We start from the raw sequence: 17947 nt of genomic DNA, 5'->3' as shown, positions 1-17947 counted from the left end.
ACCGTCCGAAGCGTGTTTGTTGACCTGCCATACCTGAAGCCGGCAAGCGAAACCACCGTCCGGGTTTCATCTACCCTGGGCGAGAAAGTCGCGCCAGATCTGGTGGCCGACATCGTCATATCGCTTGACCAGCTCGCGGAATGAACGACGGTGCGCGGAGTCCACCAAAGGCTCAGGAAGCATCGGGTCGAACACGATCTGGCGCATGGCCTGGTCCCCCAGCACATACGACTCACGGGCAGCGTCCTCAATCGGCATGCCGGCCAAGCGCGCCATCGACGCCTGCAGCGTGCGTTGGCCGTCGCTGTAGGTTTTCTGCAACTCACTGGCGTCCCACAGCAAATGGGCCCGGGCGTCTCGCTGCGGATCGAACTGCTGCGCCTGGAACACTGCCGTGGAGTTTTCCACGCCCAGTGACAGCAGACGTTCGCGTGTGTGCGCCACTCCGCCGACCAGGTTATCAGGGCGGATGAACAATCCGTCATCCAGTTCGCGCAAGCCCACCAATCCGAATGCGCGCTCTCGGGCACGCAATGCTTTGCGATCGCTGCGGCCCAGGGCCGCCGTAAGCGCCACCACCCAGCTGCCATCCCACTCGCGCAGACGCGTTTCGGCCTGACGCCAGGCGCCTATCTCTTCGCCCAGCGCTCTGCCGGCCTGGCCAAGACGGTAGGCGCCGCGCACGACAGTTTCGATCAGTTCGGCGCTCTGCAACCGGGCAAGGGCAACCCGTGTGTTGTTCGCAGACAGACCGAACAAAGCGCAGGCGCGCACGGCGCTGGTGACATCCAGCTCACCACCTTCGACAACCAGGAGCAATTTGAGGATCAACTGACGCGGCGTTGGCGTCGGGTTTTCAAGCTCGTCTGAAGCGGGTTCCAACAAGAAACAGTCCTCCCTTCCAGGCACGATTCGGCACGCACCTGATGAATTATCGTAAATTACAGTGATTGACACAAAAAATACATTGAGTGTAATTTTCTCCGGACCTATCACGGAGAAACCCTCTCATGTCTGCCGCAATCCAGCCAAAGCTCGACACCCCGTTTTCAACCCACGAAGTTTTCAATCAGCCGCAGCCGTTGCCAGCTTACAACGCCTGGGACAGTGATGTCCCACTGCGCGAGGCGGTGCGAGTGAACGGCGGCGAATGGGCACAGGCGCAGTTATCGGCCCATGGCGCCATGAGTGGCGGCGAGCAAATGGAGCTGGGCGAGCTGGCCAATCGCAACAAACCCGTACTCCATGCCTTCGATCGCTATGGCCGGCGCATTGATGAGGTGCAGTTCCATCCCGCCTATCACCAGCTGATGCTCAACGCGATGCGCGGCGAGGTACACAGTTTTTCGTGGAACCACTCGGGGCAACCCGGAGCCCATGTGGTGCGCGCTGCCTTGTTGTATCTCAATGGCCAGGCAGATGCAGGCACCTGCTGCCCGTTGACCATGACCCACGCCGCCATTCCGGCGCTGTTGAACACCCCTGAGCTGGCAAAAATCTGGATACCCAAACTGACCGCCCGGGACTACGATCCACGTCCGCTACCCGTCGAGCAAAAACGCGCCTGCACCATAGGCATGGGCATGACCGAAAAACAGGGTGGCTCGGATGTACGCAGCAATACCACCCAGGCCCACCCTCAGGCCGATGGCAGCTTCAAACTGATCGGTCACAAGTTCTTCTTCTCTGCGCCCATGTGCGATGCGCACCTGGTACTTGCCCAGCTCGATGGGCGCGTGAGCTGTTTTCTGATGCCGCGAATCCTGCCTGATGGCTCGCTCAATGCCGTGCGCATCCAGCGTCTGAAAGACAAGTTGGGCGACTGGAGCAATGCCTCCTCCGAAGTGGAGTTCCAGGGCGCCACGGCCTATCTGGTCGGTGCTGAAGGTCGCGGGGTGGCGACCATTCTGGAGATGGTCGCTCTGACCCGTCTGGACTGCGTGATCGCCTCTTCGGCATTGATGCGCCAGGCCCTGGTGCAAGCACTTAACCACGTCAGCCAACGACATGCCTTCGGCCATGTGCTGATCGAACAACCGCTGATGCGTAACGTGCTGGCCGATCTGGCGCTGGAGAGTGAGGCCGCCGTGGCCTTCACGATGCGCATCGCCCGCGCCGTGGATGCCTCGCCGAACGATCCGCAGGAAGCGGCCTTCGCTCGTATCGCCACGGCCATCGGCAAGTACTGGATTTGCAAACGCACCCCGGCGTTCGTCAACGAGGCCCAGGAATGTCTGGGCGGGATTGGCTTTGTCGAAGAAAACATCCTGCCGCGCCTGTACCGCCAGGCACCTTTGAATTCCATCTGGGAAGGCAGTGGTAACGTGCAATGCCTGGATGTGCTGCGTTCGTTGCACAAAGACCCGGCAGTCAGTGAGGCCTTGTTTGCCGAACTGCAGAGCGCCGCAGGCCTGCACCCGCTGTATGACAGCCACCTGCAGTGGCTGCACAACGCATTCCAGGACATTGGCAACCTTGAGGCCCGAAGCCGTCTGGTGGTGGAGCGCACCGCGCTGGCAATCCAGGCCGGGCTGCTGCTCAAGTCAGGCAATAGCGAGATTGCCGACATCTTCTGCCGGGCACGCCTGGGCAACGAGTGTGGATTCGCCTTTGGCAGCCTCGATTCCAATGCACCGCTGAGCACCTTGATCGAGCGCGCCATGCCCCGTCTCTGAATTTGGCCATAACAATAAAAAAGGAGAACCCCATGAGCGTACATTTAGGACGGTTGCTGGCACAGCGCGCTGACTTGACGCCAGACCGGGAAGCGCTGGTTTCACCCACGGGAAGATGGACCTTCGCCCAGTTCGACGCACGCTGTAATCGCCTGGCCAATTATCTGGTTGCACAGGGCGTGGCCGAAGACGATCGCGTAGCGGTCTATTCAAAGAACAGCGAATTTCTCGCCTGCGCGCTGTTTGCCGTAGCGAAGGCCGGCGCCACCTTGGTGGTACTCAACTGGCGCCTTCAGGCGCCCGAGCTGAGCCATATCCTGGCCGACAGCGAACCGGCAGCGCTGCTGTTCGAGGACGCGTTCGCACCCACCGTCCGGCAATTGGTAGCTGACCGGCCAGGTCTGATCCTGATCAACAAGGGTACCGAACAAGCGCCAGGCGCCTACGAGCGCATCACTGCCGATACCAGCCCGGACGCGCCGCTGTTGCTGGGCCGCGGCGGTGATGCCCCTGCGGTGATCATGTACACCTCGGGCACTACCGGAAAACCCAAGGGTGCCTTGCTCTCCCACGCAGCGTTGATCTGGACCGCGCAAAGCAACAGCGCCACGCTGGAATGGAATCAGGACCACCGTTTTCTACTAATCGCCCCGATGTTCCATATCGGCGGTCTTTCACCCATGCTGACCAACGTGTTCAAAGGTTGCACCACGGTGCTGCTGCCTGACTTCGACCCGACACAGGTCTGGGAGGTGATCGCCCGCGAGCGCATCACCAGCTTGATGACTGTGCCGGTGATGCTTCAGGCATTGTTGGCCCTGGCAAAAAAACAGGAAGTCGATAGCAGCAGCCTGATTTCCGTGACCTGCGGCGCTTCGGCAGTTCCCTACAGGCTGATCGAAGACTGCCTGGCCATCGGCGTGAAGGTGCAGCAGGTGTACGGCATTACCGAGTTTTGTGGCGCGGTGACCTTTTGGACCCAGGAAATGGGCCTCGCCCACGCCCACTCCCACGGCAAGGTGCTGATGTTTGGTGAGGTCAGAATCGTCGATCCGTCCAGCCTGGAGCCACTGGCCCCTGGCCTGGACGGCGAAGTCTGGTGTCGTGGGCCGATGATGTTTTCCGGCTACTGGCGTAATCCGCAAGCCTCCCAGGCAGCTACTCACCAAGGTTGGTACAGAACCGGAGACATCGGCCGCATTGACGAGCATGGGTTTCTCCACGTGGTGGATCGCCTGAAGGACATGATCATCAGCGGTGGCGAGAACATCTACCCGGCAGAACTGGAGGCGGTGATTGCCTCGTTGCCGGGTGTCGCCGAGGTCGCCGTCATCGGCCAGCCTGATGAGCGATGGGGCGAGGTGCCGGTTGCCTTCGTCGTTGCCGCGTCGCCAGGCGCTACCAGTGAGGCCGCGATCATCGAGGCCTGCCGCCTGCGTCTGGCCGGTTTCAAGTGCGTGAAGTCGGTGCAGATGATTGACACCCTGCCCCGCAGTTCGGTGGGTAAGGTTCTGAAGCGACAGCTGCTTGCATAAGCCCGAGCAAGTGCCGCTGAACATCAGCGGCACTTGCGTACGCGGCAATCACGTTGGCGACGCTTGGCTCAACGATCAACTAAAACGGTCACCGAGCCGCTTGCGCGATATCCCCGCAAAAAAGATCGACGCTGCCATCCTCAGGTGTCGTGCGCACGACAACGGAATATTGACCGGACAACAGATCCGACACAGAGACCGGGGCAACACGCTCAAACGTCCAACCTGCCTGAGCAGTACGCTGAGTGGTTATCCTGTCGTTCATCTCGTAAGCAACCGGACCTGGCTGTTGGCAGTTGCCTCTGTTGACGAACGTGTAAATGCGCAACGGCAAAGTGGTTCCTGTCGGGACGCCAGAGATGTAGAAGTTGAAGTTGCTTTCGTTGTCCACGGCGGTCAGCGTTGTATTGGCGATCTGGCCGGCATTCTGCTCGGTGGCTTTCAGGGGAAGCGTCACCGACTGGGTGGATGAACGGGTGCAGCCCGAGAGACTGGCTGTGACCAGTAGCGCTGTCAGTGGGAGGGTGTAATTCATTGACAACCTCGATCGGTTGAAGAAGTGCCGTGTGGAATATTGTGTATAGCTGATCAGCTCATGTTGCACATTTTCGGGAATGTACTTCTCAGACCTGCCCCACCCCGTGCCGCTCCTGCATTGAGCAATGTCTCAATCCGAGTGCAGAAACAGCAATTATTCCCAAACCCACTACACTGGATTTCCAACTAACTGCTGTAGTCCTTGCCAGAGTGAGCAGCCATGTAGCCGCCAATGATTAACCCATCCACCGTAGGTGAACTTCATGAATCTCATGATACTGGTGCAGCGTACCTGGAACTCCGCAGTCACTGCGACGCGCCTTTGCTCGCACGTTGAACGCCGCCATGGCGCGCCCCTCGCCGTACTCGGGCTGAGCCTGATCGCTTCGACGGCGGTGTTCGCGGCTGACCCTTTGGCATCCTGGAATGACGGGCCGGCCAAACAAGCCATCGTGGAGTTCGTCAAGGCGACCACCCAGGAAGGGGGTAGCCAGTTCGTTTCGCCAGCCGAACGCATCGCAACCTTCGACCAGGACGGCACGCTGTGGGTCGAGCATCCTGCGTATAGCCAACTGTTTTATTGCCTGAGCCGCGTTCCTGCGGTGGTCAAGGCAAAGCCGGAGTTGGCCAGCGCCGAACCCTTCAAGACGGTCCTGTCGGGCGACCGCGCCGCCATGGCAAAACTGACCCTCGATGACTACCTGAAAATCGCCATGGTGACCCTCAGTGGCATGCCTACGGATGAGTTCAAGCAGCAAGTTCGTGCCTGGCTGGCCGAAGCCCGCGACCCTCGCTGGAAGCGTCCTTTCACCGAACTGACGTATCAGCCAATGAAGGAAGTCATGCAATACCTGCGTGACAATGGCTACAAGACCTACATTGTCACCGGGGGTGGGCAGGACTTCGTTCGCACCTATTCCGAGGAGATCTATGGCGTGCCTGCGGAACAAGTCATCGGTAGCGCTGGCGCAACCGAGTATGTCTACGACAAGAACGGCAAACCGCAGTTGATCAAACAACCCAAAGTAGTGCTCAACGACAACGATGCCGGCAAGCCAGAGAACATCTATCTGATGACGGGCCGTCAGCCAAACGCGGCCTTTGGCAACTCCACCGGCGACAAGCAAATGCTGGAATACACCAAGGCCGGCCAAGGCGCGCGGCTGGTGATGCTGGTGCTGCACGACGACGCCGAGCGCGAATATGCCTATGGCCCGGCTCAAGCATTGCCCGAGACCAAGGTAGGCACCTTCACGCAACCCCTTTATGACCAGGCCAAGCGAGATGGCTGGACGGTCATCAGCATGAAAAAGGATTGGAAGAAGGTATTTGCATTCGAGTGAAACACCGCAGCAGGTGAATGTAACGTATGAACAAATACCCCGCTGAGCAGTAAAAGCCGCACTAGACTCCTTCGTGCGCCTTACTCCTTACAGGGTCATGCAACAACAGTAGTCGTGATCTGTATGCAGTACCTGGGCTAATTGCTCGGTGGTCCAAAGCACGTGGGTCAATGCAGTTGTGCACTCATCACCGGCCAACATTATGAAACAACGAGGTTGCTGGCATGGAAAAGCTATCGGATCGTTTCAAGTTGTCTGTCGTGTTTGCTGCATTGTTGTCATTGAACGGGCTTGCCCACGCCGCTCAAACGGAAAAAACCAATATCCTGTTCATCGTGTCCGATGACACTGGCTACGGCGATCTGGGGCCGTACGGAGGCGGAATCGGGCGCGGCATGCCAACGCCCAAGATCGATGAGCTGGCGGCAGAAGGTGTCACTTTCTACTCCTTCTATGCACAGCCGAGTTGCACGCCTGGCCGGGCGGCCATGCAAACCGGGCGTATCCCCAATCGCAGCGGCATGACCACCGTGGCGTTTCAAGGCCAGGGCGGTGGTTTGCCAGCCGCCGAATGGACGCTGGCATCCGTGTTGAAGACCGGCGGCTATGACACCTACTTCACCGGCAAATGGCATTTGGGCGAAGCCGACTATGCGCTGCCCAACGCCCAAGGTTATGACGTGATGAAGTATGTCGGCCTGTATCACCTCAATGCCTATACCTACGCGGACCCAACGTGGTTCCCCGACATGGATCCGGAAACCCGCGAGATGTTCCAGAAGGTGACCAAAGGCGCGTTGTCCGGCAAGGCCGGCGAAAAACCGGTTGAAGAGTTCAAGGTCAACGGCCAGTACGTGGACACGCCCGTCGTGGATGGTAAACCCGGCGTGGTCGGCATTCCGTTCTTTGATAACTATGTCGAAAAAGCGGCCCTCGAGTTTCTCGACACAGCGGCCAAATCCGACAAGCCGTTTTTCATCAACGTCAACTTCATGAAAGTCCACCAGCCGAATATGCCGGCTCCGGAGTTTATTCATAAGTCCATGTCCAAATCCAAATACGCCGACTCCGTCGTCGAACTCGATACCCACATCGGCCGCATCATGGACAAGCTCAAGGCGCTGGGCCTGGATAAGAACACCTTGGTCGTTTACACCACAGACAACGGGGCCTGGCAGGACGTTTATCCGGACGCCGGCTATACCCCGTTCCGCGGCACCAAGGGCACGGTGCGTGAGGGCGGCAACCGGGTACCGGCCATTGCCGTCTGGCCAGACAAGATCAAGCCGGACACGAAAAACCACGAGATTCTCGGTGGCCTGGATTTGATGGCGACGTTCGCCTCTGTGGCTGGCGTCAAGCTGCCCGAGAAAGACCGTGAAGGTCAGCCGATCATCTTCGACAGCTACGATATGACGCCAGTACTCACCGGTAGCGCCCCTTCACCGCGCAAGGAGTGGTTCTACTTTACCGAGAATGAATTGTCCCCGGGTGCGGCCCGTGTCGGGAACTACAAAGCGGTATTCAACCTGCGCGGCGACGATGGCGCCCAAACAGGCGGTCTCGCCGTGGACTCGAACCTGGGATGGAAAGGCGCACAAAAATATGTGGCCACCGTGCCGCAGGTGTTTGATTTGTGGCAAGACCCGCAGGAACGCTATGACCTCTTCATGAACAACTTTACCGAGCGTACCTGGACGATGGTGCCGATCTCGGCAGCTATCATGAAACTGATGAAAACGTACATTGATTACCCGCCACGCAAACTGCAAAGCATGGGCTATGACGGACCGATCGAGCTGTCGCAGTACCAGAAATTCCAATATGTGCGTGATGCCCTGAAGAAGGAAGGCATCAACTTGTCGTTGCCAAACGGTAACTGATCAATTCACCTGAAAATGGCGGCCTCGGCAGAGGTCGCCACGGTTCGAGACAAAGCGGCCAACGTTCCAGCTTTCGTGGACCACGGCGGCCTCGCCTACACCGAGTCCGACTGCCCCCCTCCGTTCCCCGGCTAACGCGCCATATCATCGCGCCCGACGGTCATTGCCGGGCGGACCATCATCGCACCTGTTGCCGGGTGGACATTTGCCTGGGCAGGAACACCTCGGCCAGCATGCAGCGCGCGCTGCCACCACCGATACGCTCGATGGTGTCGATGTTCACCGGCAACGGCGTGGTGTGAGTTTCGATCAAGCGACGCTGATCGGCGTCCAGGGATTGCCAGGCGGTGCGCGACATCACCAGCAGTGGCTCGCCCGCTGCGCTATGCACTTGCAGCATGTTGCCGGCGAAAGATTCCAATTGCGCCCAATCCAGGTCGATCACCTGCTTGCCGCTGTCTTCCAGACGCATACGCAATGCCTGGCGTTCGTTGGGATCAGCAACCGATGACAGGCAAACCACCGCCAGACGCGTGCCCACGCTCATCATCACATTAGTGTGATAAATCGCCACGCCCTGGCGGTCCACCGCGTTGAACGCACAGAGTTCATAGCCCAGTTGGGTGACCAGTTGATCCAGTGCCCGGGCGTGGGTGCGCGTGGAATACCCGGCGTAACAGATCCGCTGTTGCCGATCCAGGACCATGCTGCCGGTGCCCTCCAGGAAAACCTCCTGCTCTTCAAGGCGGGACAGGTCCAGCACCTGCTCGATCCGGTATTCGCCCAGCAATTCGTCGAGTACACCCTTGTCCCGCTCCAGGCGCCGGTTGTGGCCCTGCATCGGGTACAGCACCAGGGTGCCATCCGGGTGGCTGCTCCACCAGTTGTTGGGGAAGATCGAGTCCGGGGTATGCGGCGCTTCACGATCGTTATGCACCAGGACCTCGACGCCGTGCCGACGCAACGCGTCGACATAGCCATCGAACTCGGCAAGGGCCTTGAGTTGCACGTCTTCAGCAACGGTTGCCGGACGCTGGAAGCGGTTGTTCGCCGCCGTGTCCTGATTGAAGGAGAAACGTGTCGGGCGAATCATTAAAACCGTATTGGTGGTTTGCATGGGCACAGACTCAATGAGGGACGAGAGAGGCTCATTGTCTGTTTCGAGGTGGGAAAAAACCGGTTGATAACGGCTGTTGCGCTGATGGAAACGGCTGAAGACCCTGACCCCTTCAGCCGATTCGGCAAGGACCACACATCAAATGTGGGAGCGGGCTTGCTCGCGAATGCGCAGTGTCATCCAACATCAATGTCGACTGACACTCCGCCTTCGCGAGCAAGCCCGCTCCCACAGGTTGTACTTCGTTCGGTACCTATTCCATCGTGGTCTTGACCATCGCCAGCTCCGGGTCGTCGAACCAGACTTCGGTCAACACCCGGTAATGCTCCATGTCACGGCAGCGCATGCGCAGGCTGTAGTCGAACGCTCCGCTGATCAGGCGACATTCCGTTTCGAGGTGGGAAAAACCGGTTGATAACGGCTGTTGCGCTGATGGAAACGGCTGAAGACCCTGACCCCTTCAGCCGATTCGGCAAGGACCACACATCAAATGTGGGAGCGGGCTTGCTCGCGAAGGCGCAGTGTCATCCAACATCAATGTCGACTGACACACCGCCTTCGCGAGCAAGCCCGCTCCCACAGGTTGTACTTCGTTCGGTGCCTATTCCATCGTGGTCTTGACCATCGCCAGCTCCGGGTGGCTGACCAGTTTGTCGATGTGCAAATCCGGGTCGTCGAACCAGACTTCGGTCAACACCCGGTAATGCTCCATGTCACGGCAGCGCATGCGCAGGCTGTAGTCGAACGCGCCGCTGATCAGGCGACATTCCAGCACCTGCGGGCAGGCGCGGACCTTGGCTTCGAAGGCCTTTTGCGCCGCGCGTCCGCTCTGGTTCGACAACGCCACCAACACCAGCAATGACAAGCCCGGCGTCAGTTTCTTCTCGTCGAGAATCGCACCATAGCCGCGAATGACCCCAAGCTGTTCCAGCTTGCGCACTCGTTCCAGACAAGGCCTGGGGGTCAGGTGCACGCGCTCGGACAGCTTTTGATAGGTGATGCGCCCTTCGTGACGCAACACTTCAATGATTGCCTGATCGATACGATCAAGCACGATCGACAGATCGCGGATATCCGCCATGTACGCCTTGCCTCACTTCAAACGACCCGATAGAAATTGCTGCAAACGTTCACTGTTTGGCCGGTCGAGTATCGTAGCATCACCCTGCTCCTCGACCCGCCCCTGATGCAAGAACAACACCTGGCTGGAGACCTGCCGGGCAAAGCCCATTTCGTGGGTCACCATCAACATGGTCCGGCCTTCTTCGGCCAGTGCCTGAATCACCTTCAGCACTTCACCCACCAGTTCCGGGTCGAGCGCCGAGGTGGGCTCGTCGAACAACAGGATTTCCGGTTCCACCGCCAGGGCCCGGGCGATCGCCACCCGTTGTTGCTGCCCGCCCGACAGAAACGCCGGGTACTGATCGGCCACCCGTTGCGGCAAGCCAACCTTGTCCAGATACGCCCGCGCGCTCTCCTCGGCAGCTTTGCGACTCATGCCCAGGACACGACACGGCGCCAGCACGATGTTCTCCAGCACGGTCAGGTGACTCCACAGGTTGAAATGCTGGAACACCATCGCCAGTCGGGTACGCAAACGCTGCAACTGTTTTGGATTGGCAACACGCATGCCACCGACACCCTGGCGGGTGAGGACTCGCTCGCCATCCAGAGCAATGGCGCCTTCATCTGCCCGTTCCAGAAAGTTGATGCAGCGCAGCATGGTGCTTTTGCCCGAACCGCTGGCGCCGATCATGCTCACCACGTCCCCTGCCCGCGCGTTTAACGAGACGCCCTTGAGTACTTCGTTGTCACCAAAACGTTTATACAGATTTTCAACGGTGAGTTTGTACATGCGAATACTCCTGGAGCGGCACACTTGTCGGCGCCGCTCTGGATAAAGAATGGAAGTCAGTGGGCCGGACCGAGGAAGCTCAGCCAGCGTTTCTCAGCCAGGCGGAACGCACCGACCAGCCCGAACGACAGCACGAGGTACAGCAGACCGGCAATACCGAAGGCCTGAAACGTCATGAATGTCGCGGCGTTGGCGTCCCGGGCGACTTTCAGGATGTCCGGAATGGTCGCGGTGAACGCCACCGAGGTTGCGTGCAGCATCAGGATCACTTCGTTGCTGTAGTAAGGCAGCGCACGGCGCAACGCCGACGGCAGAATCAGTTGCAGATACAGACGCCAGCCGCTCAAGCCATAGGCATGGGCCGCTTCGATTTCGCCGTAGGGAATGCTGCGAATGGCGCCGGCAAAGATTTCCACCGTATACGCGCAGGTGTTGAGGGTGAACGCCAGCAAGGTGCAATTCATCGCGTCGCGAAAGAATGCTTCCAGCAAGGGTTGCGAGCGGACCACAGCGATACCGTAGATCCCGCTGTAGCAGATCAGCAGCTGGATATACAGCGGTGTACCACGAAACACATAGGTAAACAGCTGGACCGGCCAACGCAGAAGGCTCCAACGCGAGACCCGCAAAACGGCCAGGGGCAACGACAGCACAAAGCCCATCGCAATACTCGCCACCAGCAACCACAAGGTCATCGCCAACCCGGTAAGGGTTTCGCCGTCGCTGAACAAAAAGGGTTTCCAGTATTCGGCAATCAACTCGATCATCGCGCCATCCCTCGTACGCCCTGGTTGTAGCGTCGTTCCAGCACACGCAGTACGTAGTTCGACGCGCTGGTGATCAGCAGATAAAGCGCAGCGGCCAGCAACAGGAAATCAAGCATGTTGAACGTACTTTTACCGGCCTCCTGCGCGACTTTGACCAGGTCCGACAAACCGATGATCGATACCAGTGCCGTGGCCTTGAGCAGCACCAGCCAGTTGTTGCCGAGGCTCGGCAAGGCGAAACGCATCATTTGCGGGAACACCACGAAACGAAAGCGCTGCCAACGGTTCAGGCCGAAACACGCCGCGGCTTCCTGTTGACCGCGTGGCACACTGAGAATCGCCCCGCGAAAGGTCTCGGTGAAATACGCACCGTAGATAAAACCCAAGGTGATGATGCCGGCCACGAATGGGTCGATTTCCATGTAGGGCCAGCCCATGGCCTCGGTCAGGGCGCTGAGCCAGCCTTGCAGGCTGTAGAAAATCAGCAGCATCAATACCAGGTCGGGCACGCCACGGATCAGTGTCGTGTAAAAGGTCGCCGGGAGATTCAACAGCTTCAGCGGTGACAGCTTGGCCGCCGCGCCGAGCAGCCCCAGCGCCATACTCACCACAAGCGCGAGCGCCGACAGTTTGAGGGTGACCCAGGTGCCGTGCAGCAACAAAGGGCCATAGCCTTGCAGGGCCGAAAGATCGAGCCCCAGAATATTCAGGAAGGAGTTCACGCCAGTCACCTGTCTTGATGCGCCCCGGTCGCTGCGACACAGCGATCGGGGCGCGAGGATCAGTTGTTGTAGAGGTCCAGGTCACCGAAGTGTTTCTGCTGGATCTGCGCGTAGATGCCCTTGTCGTGCAGGGCCTTGATGGCGGCATTGAGCATGCCTTTGAGCTCTTCGTTGTCCTTGCGCACACCAATGGCGATTTCTGACGGCACCAACGGGTCGCTGATGCCTTCACTGTTGTGGAAGTCAGCCCCTTGTGGCGAGGTCAGGAAACTCATCTGCGCTTGCAGCTTGTCCTGGATCGACGCATCGAGACGGCCAAATACCAGGTCGGCATAGACCTGATCCTGATTCTGATAGGCCCGCAGTTTCACCCCGCCCGGCGCCAGTTTGGCCTTGGCGTAGGTTTCCTGAATCGTGCCCTGCATGTAGCCGATGGTTTTGCCGCGCAGCGACTCTGCGGTAGGCAGCAGTCCGGAGTCTTTGCGGGTAACGATGGCGGTCGGTCCGGCGTACAGGCGATCGGTAAAGTCGATCTGTTTTTTACGCGCGTCGGTAACGGTCATAGAAGATTCGATGGCATCGAACTTGCCGGCCTTGAGCCCCGGAATCAGCCCGTCGAAATCATTACTGACCCACACGCAGGTGAGCTTCAGCTCGGCACATATTGCATTGCCCAGATCCACGCCGAACCCCTGTACACCGCCATCGGCCGTGGTGGATTCAAAGGGTGGGTAGCTTGGGTTGACGCCAAATCGCAGCTCCTTCCATTCCTTGGCACTGGCGCCCGTGGTGCAGCACAGCAACGCGAGTGCCGGCAAAGTCAGCCATTTGATGTTCATGTTCTTGAGTCCCGGATTATTTGGATTTATCGCGATCCGGCGCCTGCGTCGGACCACACTTTTTGACAGGGGCAGAGAGTCGATGCGGTCTTCACCGCAGCCGTTTTTGTTGTTGTTATCGACTGGAAGCAGCCAGTCGTCGCAGTTGCACGCCATCTCAAGCGGTGAACGACAACTGCTTGAAACGGACCGCCAGAATGCCAATTGCCGGGAGGGTGCTGGTGTCGTAACCCCCCGTTCAAACAGCCTGCCTGTGCTGAACGAAGGGGTTTCACAGCCGATTCTGTCGTCTGCTGCAAGTGGCTGTTTCTCCGCTTGATGGGAGCGTTACAACCAATGCGATTGCCGTTGAGGCTGACTGATCCGCATAAGGATGAGCAGTAGCGGGTGCCTGGCCGATTCCGCTGTGCGCGCTCTGTTTTTCGACTTCTCTGGCTGTATCCAGGGCCGGTATTGGCCGAAATCGTCTCGCCATTGCCTCGACAATAAGTATGTTGCAACCAAACGGACCACCTCATCGCGAACGCGACAGGTCGTCCAGACCGGCACACTAAAAGACGCGCAAAGGAACCCCATATGACCCGTTACATTGACGTAAATGATCTGAGCCTCCTCGTCCGGGAAAACGGCTTACCCAAATGCCTGATCGAAATGGCCGAATACATCCGTCAAGACTACGTACGCTGGCCGGATTTCGAAAAGTGCGCGCGCCTGGCAAACCACTCACCCGAGGGCGTCATCGAGCTGATGCCCGTGTCTGATGCCTCGCTCTACGCCTTCAAGTATGTCAATGGACATCCAAAGAACACCCACAATGGCATGCTGACGGTCATGGCGTTTGGTGCCCTGGGAGACGTCGATACCGGCAAGCCTGTGTTGCTGAGTGAAATGACGCTGACGACCGCCATTCGCACCGCTGCCACTTCTGCGCTCGCGGCCCGCTACCTCGCCCGACCGGACAGCCGCCGAATGGCACTGATCGGCAACGGCTCACAGAGCGAATTCCAGGCCCTGGCATTCCATACATTGCTCGGCATTACTGAAATCTGTCTCTACGACATCGATCCAGCGGCAACGGCGAAGCTGGTCGCCAACCTGCGGGCCTACCCTGCCATACAGGTGAGCGTTGCCAAAACCGTCGCAGAAGCGGTGCGTGGTGCCGATATCGTGACCACGGTCACGGCCGACAAGGCCTACGCAACCATTTTAACGCCTGAGATGATAGAACCTGGAATGCACCTCAACGCCGTGGGCGGCGACTGCCCCGGCAAGACCGAATTGCACCGGGACATCGTGGAGCGTGCGCGGGTCATGGTTGAGTACGAGCCGCAAAGCCGCATTGAAGGGGAAATTCAGCAGATGCCCGCCGACTCTCCGGTGATCGAGTTCTGGAAAGTCGTCACTGGTCAGACCCCAGGTCGCCAGCATGCCGAGGAAGTCACCTTGTTCGACTCGGTCGGCTTCGCCATCGAGGACTACTCCGCCTTGCGCTATGTGCTGGATGTTGCAAAAACGCTCAACATTGGCAGCGATATTCAGCTGGTGCCAGAGTTGCAGGATCCCAAGAATCTGTTTTCGCTGCTGCAGCCTTCAGCAACCGCCGATGAAAGACTTCGGGCTTGATTCCACTCAATGGGCCGCAACCCATATGGCAGACTGACGCCTGCCCGGTCGCAAAGTCCGGTCCACGGCCGTAATGCTGATTCTGTAGGAGCATTCTCGCTTTACTGAACAGAATTACGGTCCACGGCCGGGCTTTGGCCGACCTTGCATAGGTATAGGGGGTATGCCTATCATGCGCAAAGCATAGGTAGGGGGGGGTATCCATCCAATGGGCCATATCGCAGCAAACAAAGACGATCTTCTCAAGCGCGTAAAACGCATCGCCGGACAAATCCAGGCCGTTGAGCGCGCATTGGAATCGGATCTTGATTGCGCCAGGACACTGCACCTTGTGGCCGCCACTCGCGGCGCCATCAACGGCTTGATGGAAGAAATCATCGAGGACCACGCGCGCGAGCATGTCGCGAACCCTGCGCTGAGCGAAGCGGAGCGCAACAAGGGCGTGGAAGAGTTGCTTGAAGCCATTCGCCGTTACTCCAAGTGAACGCATCCAGGTAGACATCATGAGCAGCCCCTCCATCAACTACAGGCACGACCACGTGTTCCTTGGCCCGGCACACGACAAAAATGCCAGGCGTACGCTTTGGGTTGTGGCATTGACCCTTGTGATGATGGTTGGCGAGATCACCGCCGGGTACCTCACGGGCTCGATGGCGCTACTGGCCGATGGTTTTCACATGGCAACCCATGCCGGCGCATTGGGCATCGCGGCGGCCGCTTACGGATACGCAAAACGCCATGCCTACAGCCAGCGCTACAGTTTCGGTACCGGAAAGGTTGGAGACCTGGGCGGGTTCGCCTCGGCGCTGATCCTCGGTATGGTTGCCCTGGGCATTGGCGTTGAGTCTGTCATGCGCCTCTTGCAGCCCACGCAGGTTCAGTTCGGCACTGCGACGCTCATCGCGATTGCCGGTTTGATCGTCAACATCGTCAGTGCCCTGCTGCTGGGCTACGATCACAATCATGGGCACCGTCATGGACACGATCATGAGGATCACGGCCATTCCCATGCCCATGCCCATGCCCATCACAGCAACGACAACAACCTGAAATCCGCCTACGTCCACGTCATCGCAGACGCGCTGACTTCGGTTCTGGCCATTGTTGCACTGCTCGCCGGCCGGTATCTGGGCTGGGTATGGCTGGACCCGGTCATGGGCATCGTCGGCGCCATCGTTATCGCGCGTTGGGCCTGGACCTTGATGGGGACCACCGCCGGTGTGCTGCTCGATCAGACCGATGCGCACGTGGCCGAGGAAATCCGCGATCGGGTCGAGAAACCGGGGGATGCCACCATCACGGACTTGCACGTGTGGCGAATCGGACCGCAAGCCCATGCGGCCATCGTCAGCGTCCTTGGCGAAGCCACGACGAGCGCCGACAGCATTCGTGAACGTCTCAAGCCGGTGCACGAAGTCAGCCACCTGACGGTCGAATTTCGACCGGCCTGATCCCGCACCTCCCCCCTCTTGTCTCCAAAGGAACCCCTGATGCCACCAGGCAAACGTGAACTGGCGCGGATCGAACGCCGGTTGATCACCACGCTCACCGAAGCGTGCGAAACCGCAAAAGGTGAAATCAAAGGCTTTACCTGGCTCACCCACACCGCTGACCTGAATGCGTTGGCTGAAACCCTGAAGGTCACCTGGGTGTTCGAAACCCTGGCTGACAGGCAGCTCGCCCAGGTTCACGCGAAGGCGCGCATCTTTGAGTTGACGGCCATCGCGTTGAATGAGGCCAACATCGACCTGACCCCTTCAGACCGCCATGTCCGCTTCGACTCTGAGGAGGAGTGCCAACGCACTCACGCTGGTGACTGGAAAAGTCGCCTGGCTCAATCACGGGTGGTCAAAGGTGACTGACCATGGCTAAGGAAATCGAAAATCCCTGCATTGCAGTTTGCCAACTCAGTGGTGATCTGTGTGTGAGTTGCGGGCGAAGCAAGGAAGACATCAGAAAGTGGAAACGCATGAAGCGGCCTGAAAAAATGGCCGCTGTGCAACGGGCGAATGTGCGCTTGAAAGGGCTCAGGAAAGCACTGGGTTAACCAAAAAGCGTATTGCGTGTCGTTGATCTCAAAGTTTGAATGCGCGCTTTGATCAAGCGCGCCGTTTCAAGGTTTTCTTTTGCAATGTAACTCGAGCGCACCGTATCCCCACGTGATTATCGTCTCGGCCTTATGCTCCCAAAGGGTCTCATTGCGCCCAAGGTATTTAATGCCACTGCCGCCTGGCTGCTGGTACATCAGCGATACGCTATCGCCACGCTCTGCGATTAGCGTCGGCGGATCGGTTTTGAAGAACGTGGCCGTAACCTCGTTAGCCGGGTTGCCGTCGCACTCGTAGTAAACAGGCCCTGTGCCCGACACCAGCCGGTACCGCGCCTGCAACTCGGCGATGCGACGCTGATATTCCATGCGTACGCATGCACCCGCGTCATCGCTCTTCCAGCAGTCATCGCGCCCCTTGATCCATCCACGCTGCTCTGCTTTCAGCGTGGGAGGATGCTCGTTGCCGGCCTTGATACTCGCACTGGCATACACTTGCGACAGCTTGCGATCGAGTGCGGACAAGTCCTTGTCCTCACAGATCAGCGCTTCGATACTGCCAGGCTCCACCTTGGCGCAATCGTAAGAAGGGCCAGGTGTGACATTGACCGTCAGGGGTTTTCCGGCGTGGCTCCCGGTCGCCCGCATCGCCCTGGTCTGCTGATCAATGTACATGCACCACTCTTCGGAGCTTCGTTCAGGGACGTTTGCCCCACCGCGAACTCCTAACTTGAACTCGATCACCGATTTCCATTCGTCGGAGCCCATATCCGGCCCGTGCCCTTGCGCATCGGCCGTTTGCAGTCGCTTGTCGATCGCTTGGTACCAAGCGTCGGAGCATAGGGTTTGCGCCTGGGCAAATCCCGTGGCGCCAACAAGAAACAAGGCAAGATACTGGGTCATGTGCAGTCCTTTTTGATCCGGGCAGTCGTCAAACAACGGCATAGGCCGGTTACTCCGTCAGCGAGCGCTTCTTTGCGAGTTTCTCAAATCATCCGTCGGGT

The 17947-nt window shown here is 58.8% G+C and carries 18 protein-coding genes and 1 pseudogene; 9 read left to right on the top strand and 10 right to left on the bottom strand.

From position 1 onward, the window contains the following. Nucleotides 1-66: 66 nt before the first annotated feature. Nucleotides 67-882: a PaaX family transcriptional regulator C-terminal domain-containing protein gene (locus tag BSF40_RS17965; protein ID WP_256589552.1), complete on the bottom strand. Its 816-nt coding sequence runs from the start codon at nucleotides 880-882 to the stop codon at nucleotides 67-69. A 128-nt stretch (nucleotides 883-1010) separates the two neighbouring features. Here BSF40_RS17965 and BSF40_RS17960 point away from each other — a divergent pair, with 128 nt between their 5' ends. Continuing rightward, on the top strand, nucleotides 1011-2675 hold the full coding sequence (locus BSF40_RS17960) for an isovaleryl-CoA dehydrogenase (protein WP_095966084.1): 1665 nt from the start codon (nucleotides 1011-1013) through the stop codon (nucleotides 2673-2675). 32 nt (nucleotides 2676-2707) lie between these two features. Continuing rightward, nucleotides 2708-4210: an o-succinylbenzoate--CoA ligase gene (gene menE / locus BSF40_RS17955; RefSeq protein ID WP_095966083.1), complete on the top strand. Its 1503-nt coding sequence runs from the start codon at nucleotides 2708-2710 to the stop codon at nucleotides 4208-4210. Nucleotides 4211-4298: 88 nt separating this feature from the next. Here menE and BSF40_RS17950 read toward each other — a convergent pair whose 3' ends face one another. Then, a complete protein-coding gene (locus BSF40_RS17950; RefSeq protein WP_095966082.1) occupies nucleotides 4299-4745 on the bottom strand; it encodes a hypothetical protein in 447 nt (148 codons plus the stop codon). Between the two features lie 265 nt (nucleotides 4746-5010). Here BSF40_RS17950 and BSF40_RS17945 point away from each other — a divergent pair, with 265 nt between their 5' ends. Further along, nucleotides 5011-6090: an HAD family phosphatase gene (locus tag BSF40_RS17945; protein WP_095966081.1), complete on the top strand. Its 1080-nt coding sequence runs from the start codon at nucleotides 5011-5013 to the stop codon at nucleotides 6088-6090. Between the two features lie 224 nt (nucleotides 6091-6314). Beyond that, on the top strand, nucleotides 6315-7973 hold the full coding sequence (locus tag BSF40_RS17940; protein ID WP_095966080.1) for an arylsulfatase: 1659 nt from the start codon (nucleotides 6315-6317) through the stop codon (nucleotides 7971-7973). 178 nt (nucleotides 7974-8151) lie between these two features. Here the strand turns inward: BSF40_RS17940 and ctlX are convergent, their stop codons facing one another. The 7 genes and pseudogenes from ctlX to BSF40_RS17905 all read right to left on the bottom strand — a co-directional run bounded on the left by ctlX (nucleotide 8152) and on the right by BSF40_RS17905 (nucleotide 13273). Further along, complete coding sequence (gene ctlX / locus BSF40_RS17935; RefSeq protein WP_095966079.1) at nucleotides 8152-9090, bottom strand: citrulline utilization hydrolase CtlX; 939 nt, start codon at nucleotides 9088-9090, stop codon at nucleotides 8152-8154. A 253-nt stretch (nucleotides 9091-9343) separates the two neighbouring features. Continuing rightward, nucleotides 9344-9478, bottom strand: a pseudogene (locus BSF40_RS17930) (Lrp/AsnC ligand binding domain-containing protein); the annotation flags it as partial. Nucleotides 9479-9691: 213 nt separating this feature from the next. After that, entirely contained in the window at nucleotides 9692-10171 is a 480-nt protein-coding gene (locus tag BSF40_RS17925; RefSeq protein ID WP_007974731.1) for an Lrp/AsnC family transcriptional regulator, read from the bottom strand. Between the two features lie 12 nt (nucleotides 10172-10183). After that, nucleotides 10184-10945: an ABC transporter ATP-binding protein gene (locus BSF40_RS17920; protein WP_007986657.1), complete on the bottom strand. Its 762-nt coding sequence runs from the start codon at nucleotides 10943-10945 to the stop codon at nucleotides 10184-10186. 56 nt (nucleotides 10946-11001) lie between these two features. Further along, on the bottom strand, nucleotides 11002-11712 hold the full coding sequence (locus BSF40_RS17915; RefSeq protein ID WP_095966078.1) for an ABC transporter permease: 711 nt from the start codon (nucleotides 11710-11712) through the stop codon (nucleotides 11002-11004). After that, nucleotides 11709-12434 (bottom strand): ABC transporter permease, encoded by a 726-nt coding sequence (locus tag BSF40_RS17910; RefSeq protein ID WP_095966077.1) that lies wholly within the window; start codon nucleotides 12432-12434, stop codon nucleotides 11709-11711. Before BSF40_RS17910 ends, BSF40_RS17915 begins: the two co-directional genes overlap by 4 nt. A 59-nt stretch (nucleotides 12435-12493) precedes the next feature. Further along, complete coding sequence (locus BSF40_RS17905; protein ID WP_095966216.1) at nucleotides 12494-13273, bottom strand: transporter substrate-binding domain-containing protein; 780 nt, start codon at nucleotides 13271-13273, stop codon at nucleotides 12494-12496. Nucleotides 13274-13849: 576 nt separating this feature from the next. On the opposite strand from BSF40_RS17905, the gene BSF40_RS17900 reads away from it, so the two are divergent. The 5 genes from BSF40_RS17900 to BSF40_RS17880 all read left to right on the top strand — a co-directional run bounded on the left by BSF40_RS17900 (nucleotide 13850) and on the right by BSF40_RS17880 (nucleotide 16943). Then, nucleotides 13850-14896 carry an ornithine cyclodeaminase gene (locus tag BSF40_RS17900; protein WP_095966076.1) on the top strand — a complete coding sequence of 349 codons (1047 nt, stop codon included), beginning with the start codon at nucleotides 13850-13852 and terminating at the stop codon, nucleotides 14894-14896. A gap of 208 nt (nucleotides 14897-15104) precedes the next feature. Next, nucleotides 15105-15380: a metal/formaldehyde-sensitive transcriptional repressor gene (locus tag BSF40_RS17895; protein WP_007974809.1), complete on the top strand. Its 276-nt coding sequence runs from the start codon at nucleotides 15105-15107 to the stop codon at nucleotides 15378-15380. 19 nt (nucleotides 15381-15399) lie between these two features. Beyond that, entirely contained in the window at nucleotides 15400-16347 is a 948-nt protein-coding gene (gene dmeF, locus BSF40_RS17890; RefSeq protein WP_095966075.1) for a CDF family Co(II)/Ni(II) efflux transporter DmeF, read from the top strand. 39 nt (nucleotides 16348-16386) lie between these two features. Further along, entirely contained in the window at nucleotides 16387-16758 is a 372-nt protein-coding gene (locus BSF40_RS17885) for a hypothetical protein (RefSeq protein WP_095966074.1), read from the top strand. Between the two features lie 2 nt (nucleotides 16759-16760). Continuing rightward, nucleotides 16761-16943, top strand: coding sequence for a DUF1289 domain-containing protein (locus BSF40_RS17880; RefSeq protein WP_015095164.1), 183 nt, complete (start codon nucleotides 16761-16763; stop codon nucleotides 16941-16943). A 66-nt stretch (nucleotides 16944-17009) separates the two neighbouring features. Here BSF40_RS17880 and BSF40_RS17875 read toward each other — a convergent pair whose 3' ends face one another. Further along, nucleotides 17010-17888, bottom strand: a complete 879-nt coding sequence (locus tag BSF40_RS17875; RefSeq protein ID WP_256589551.1) for an MliC family protein — start codon at nucleotides 17886-17888, stop codon at nucleotides 17010-17012. Nucleotides 17889-17947 lie beyond the last annotated feature (59 nt).

Origin of the sequence: Pseudomonas sp. ACN5, from assembly GCF_002303975.1 — a bacterium.
Classification (GTDB): Bacteria; Pseudomonadota; Gammaproteobacteria; order Pseudomonadales; family Pseudomonadaceae; genus Aquipseudomonas; species Aquipseudomonas laurylsulfatiphila.
This window is presented reverse-complemented; position numbering and strand designations above follow the sequence as displayed.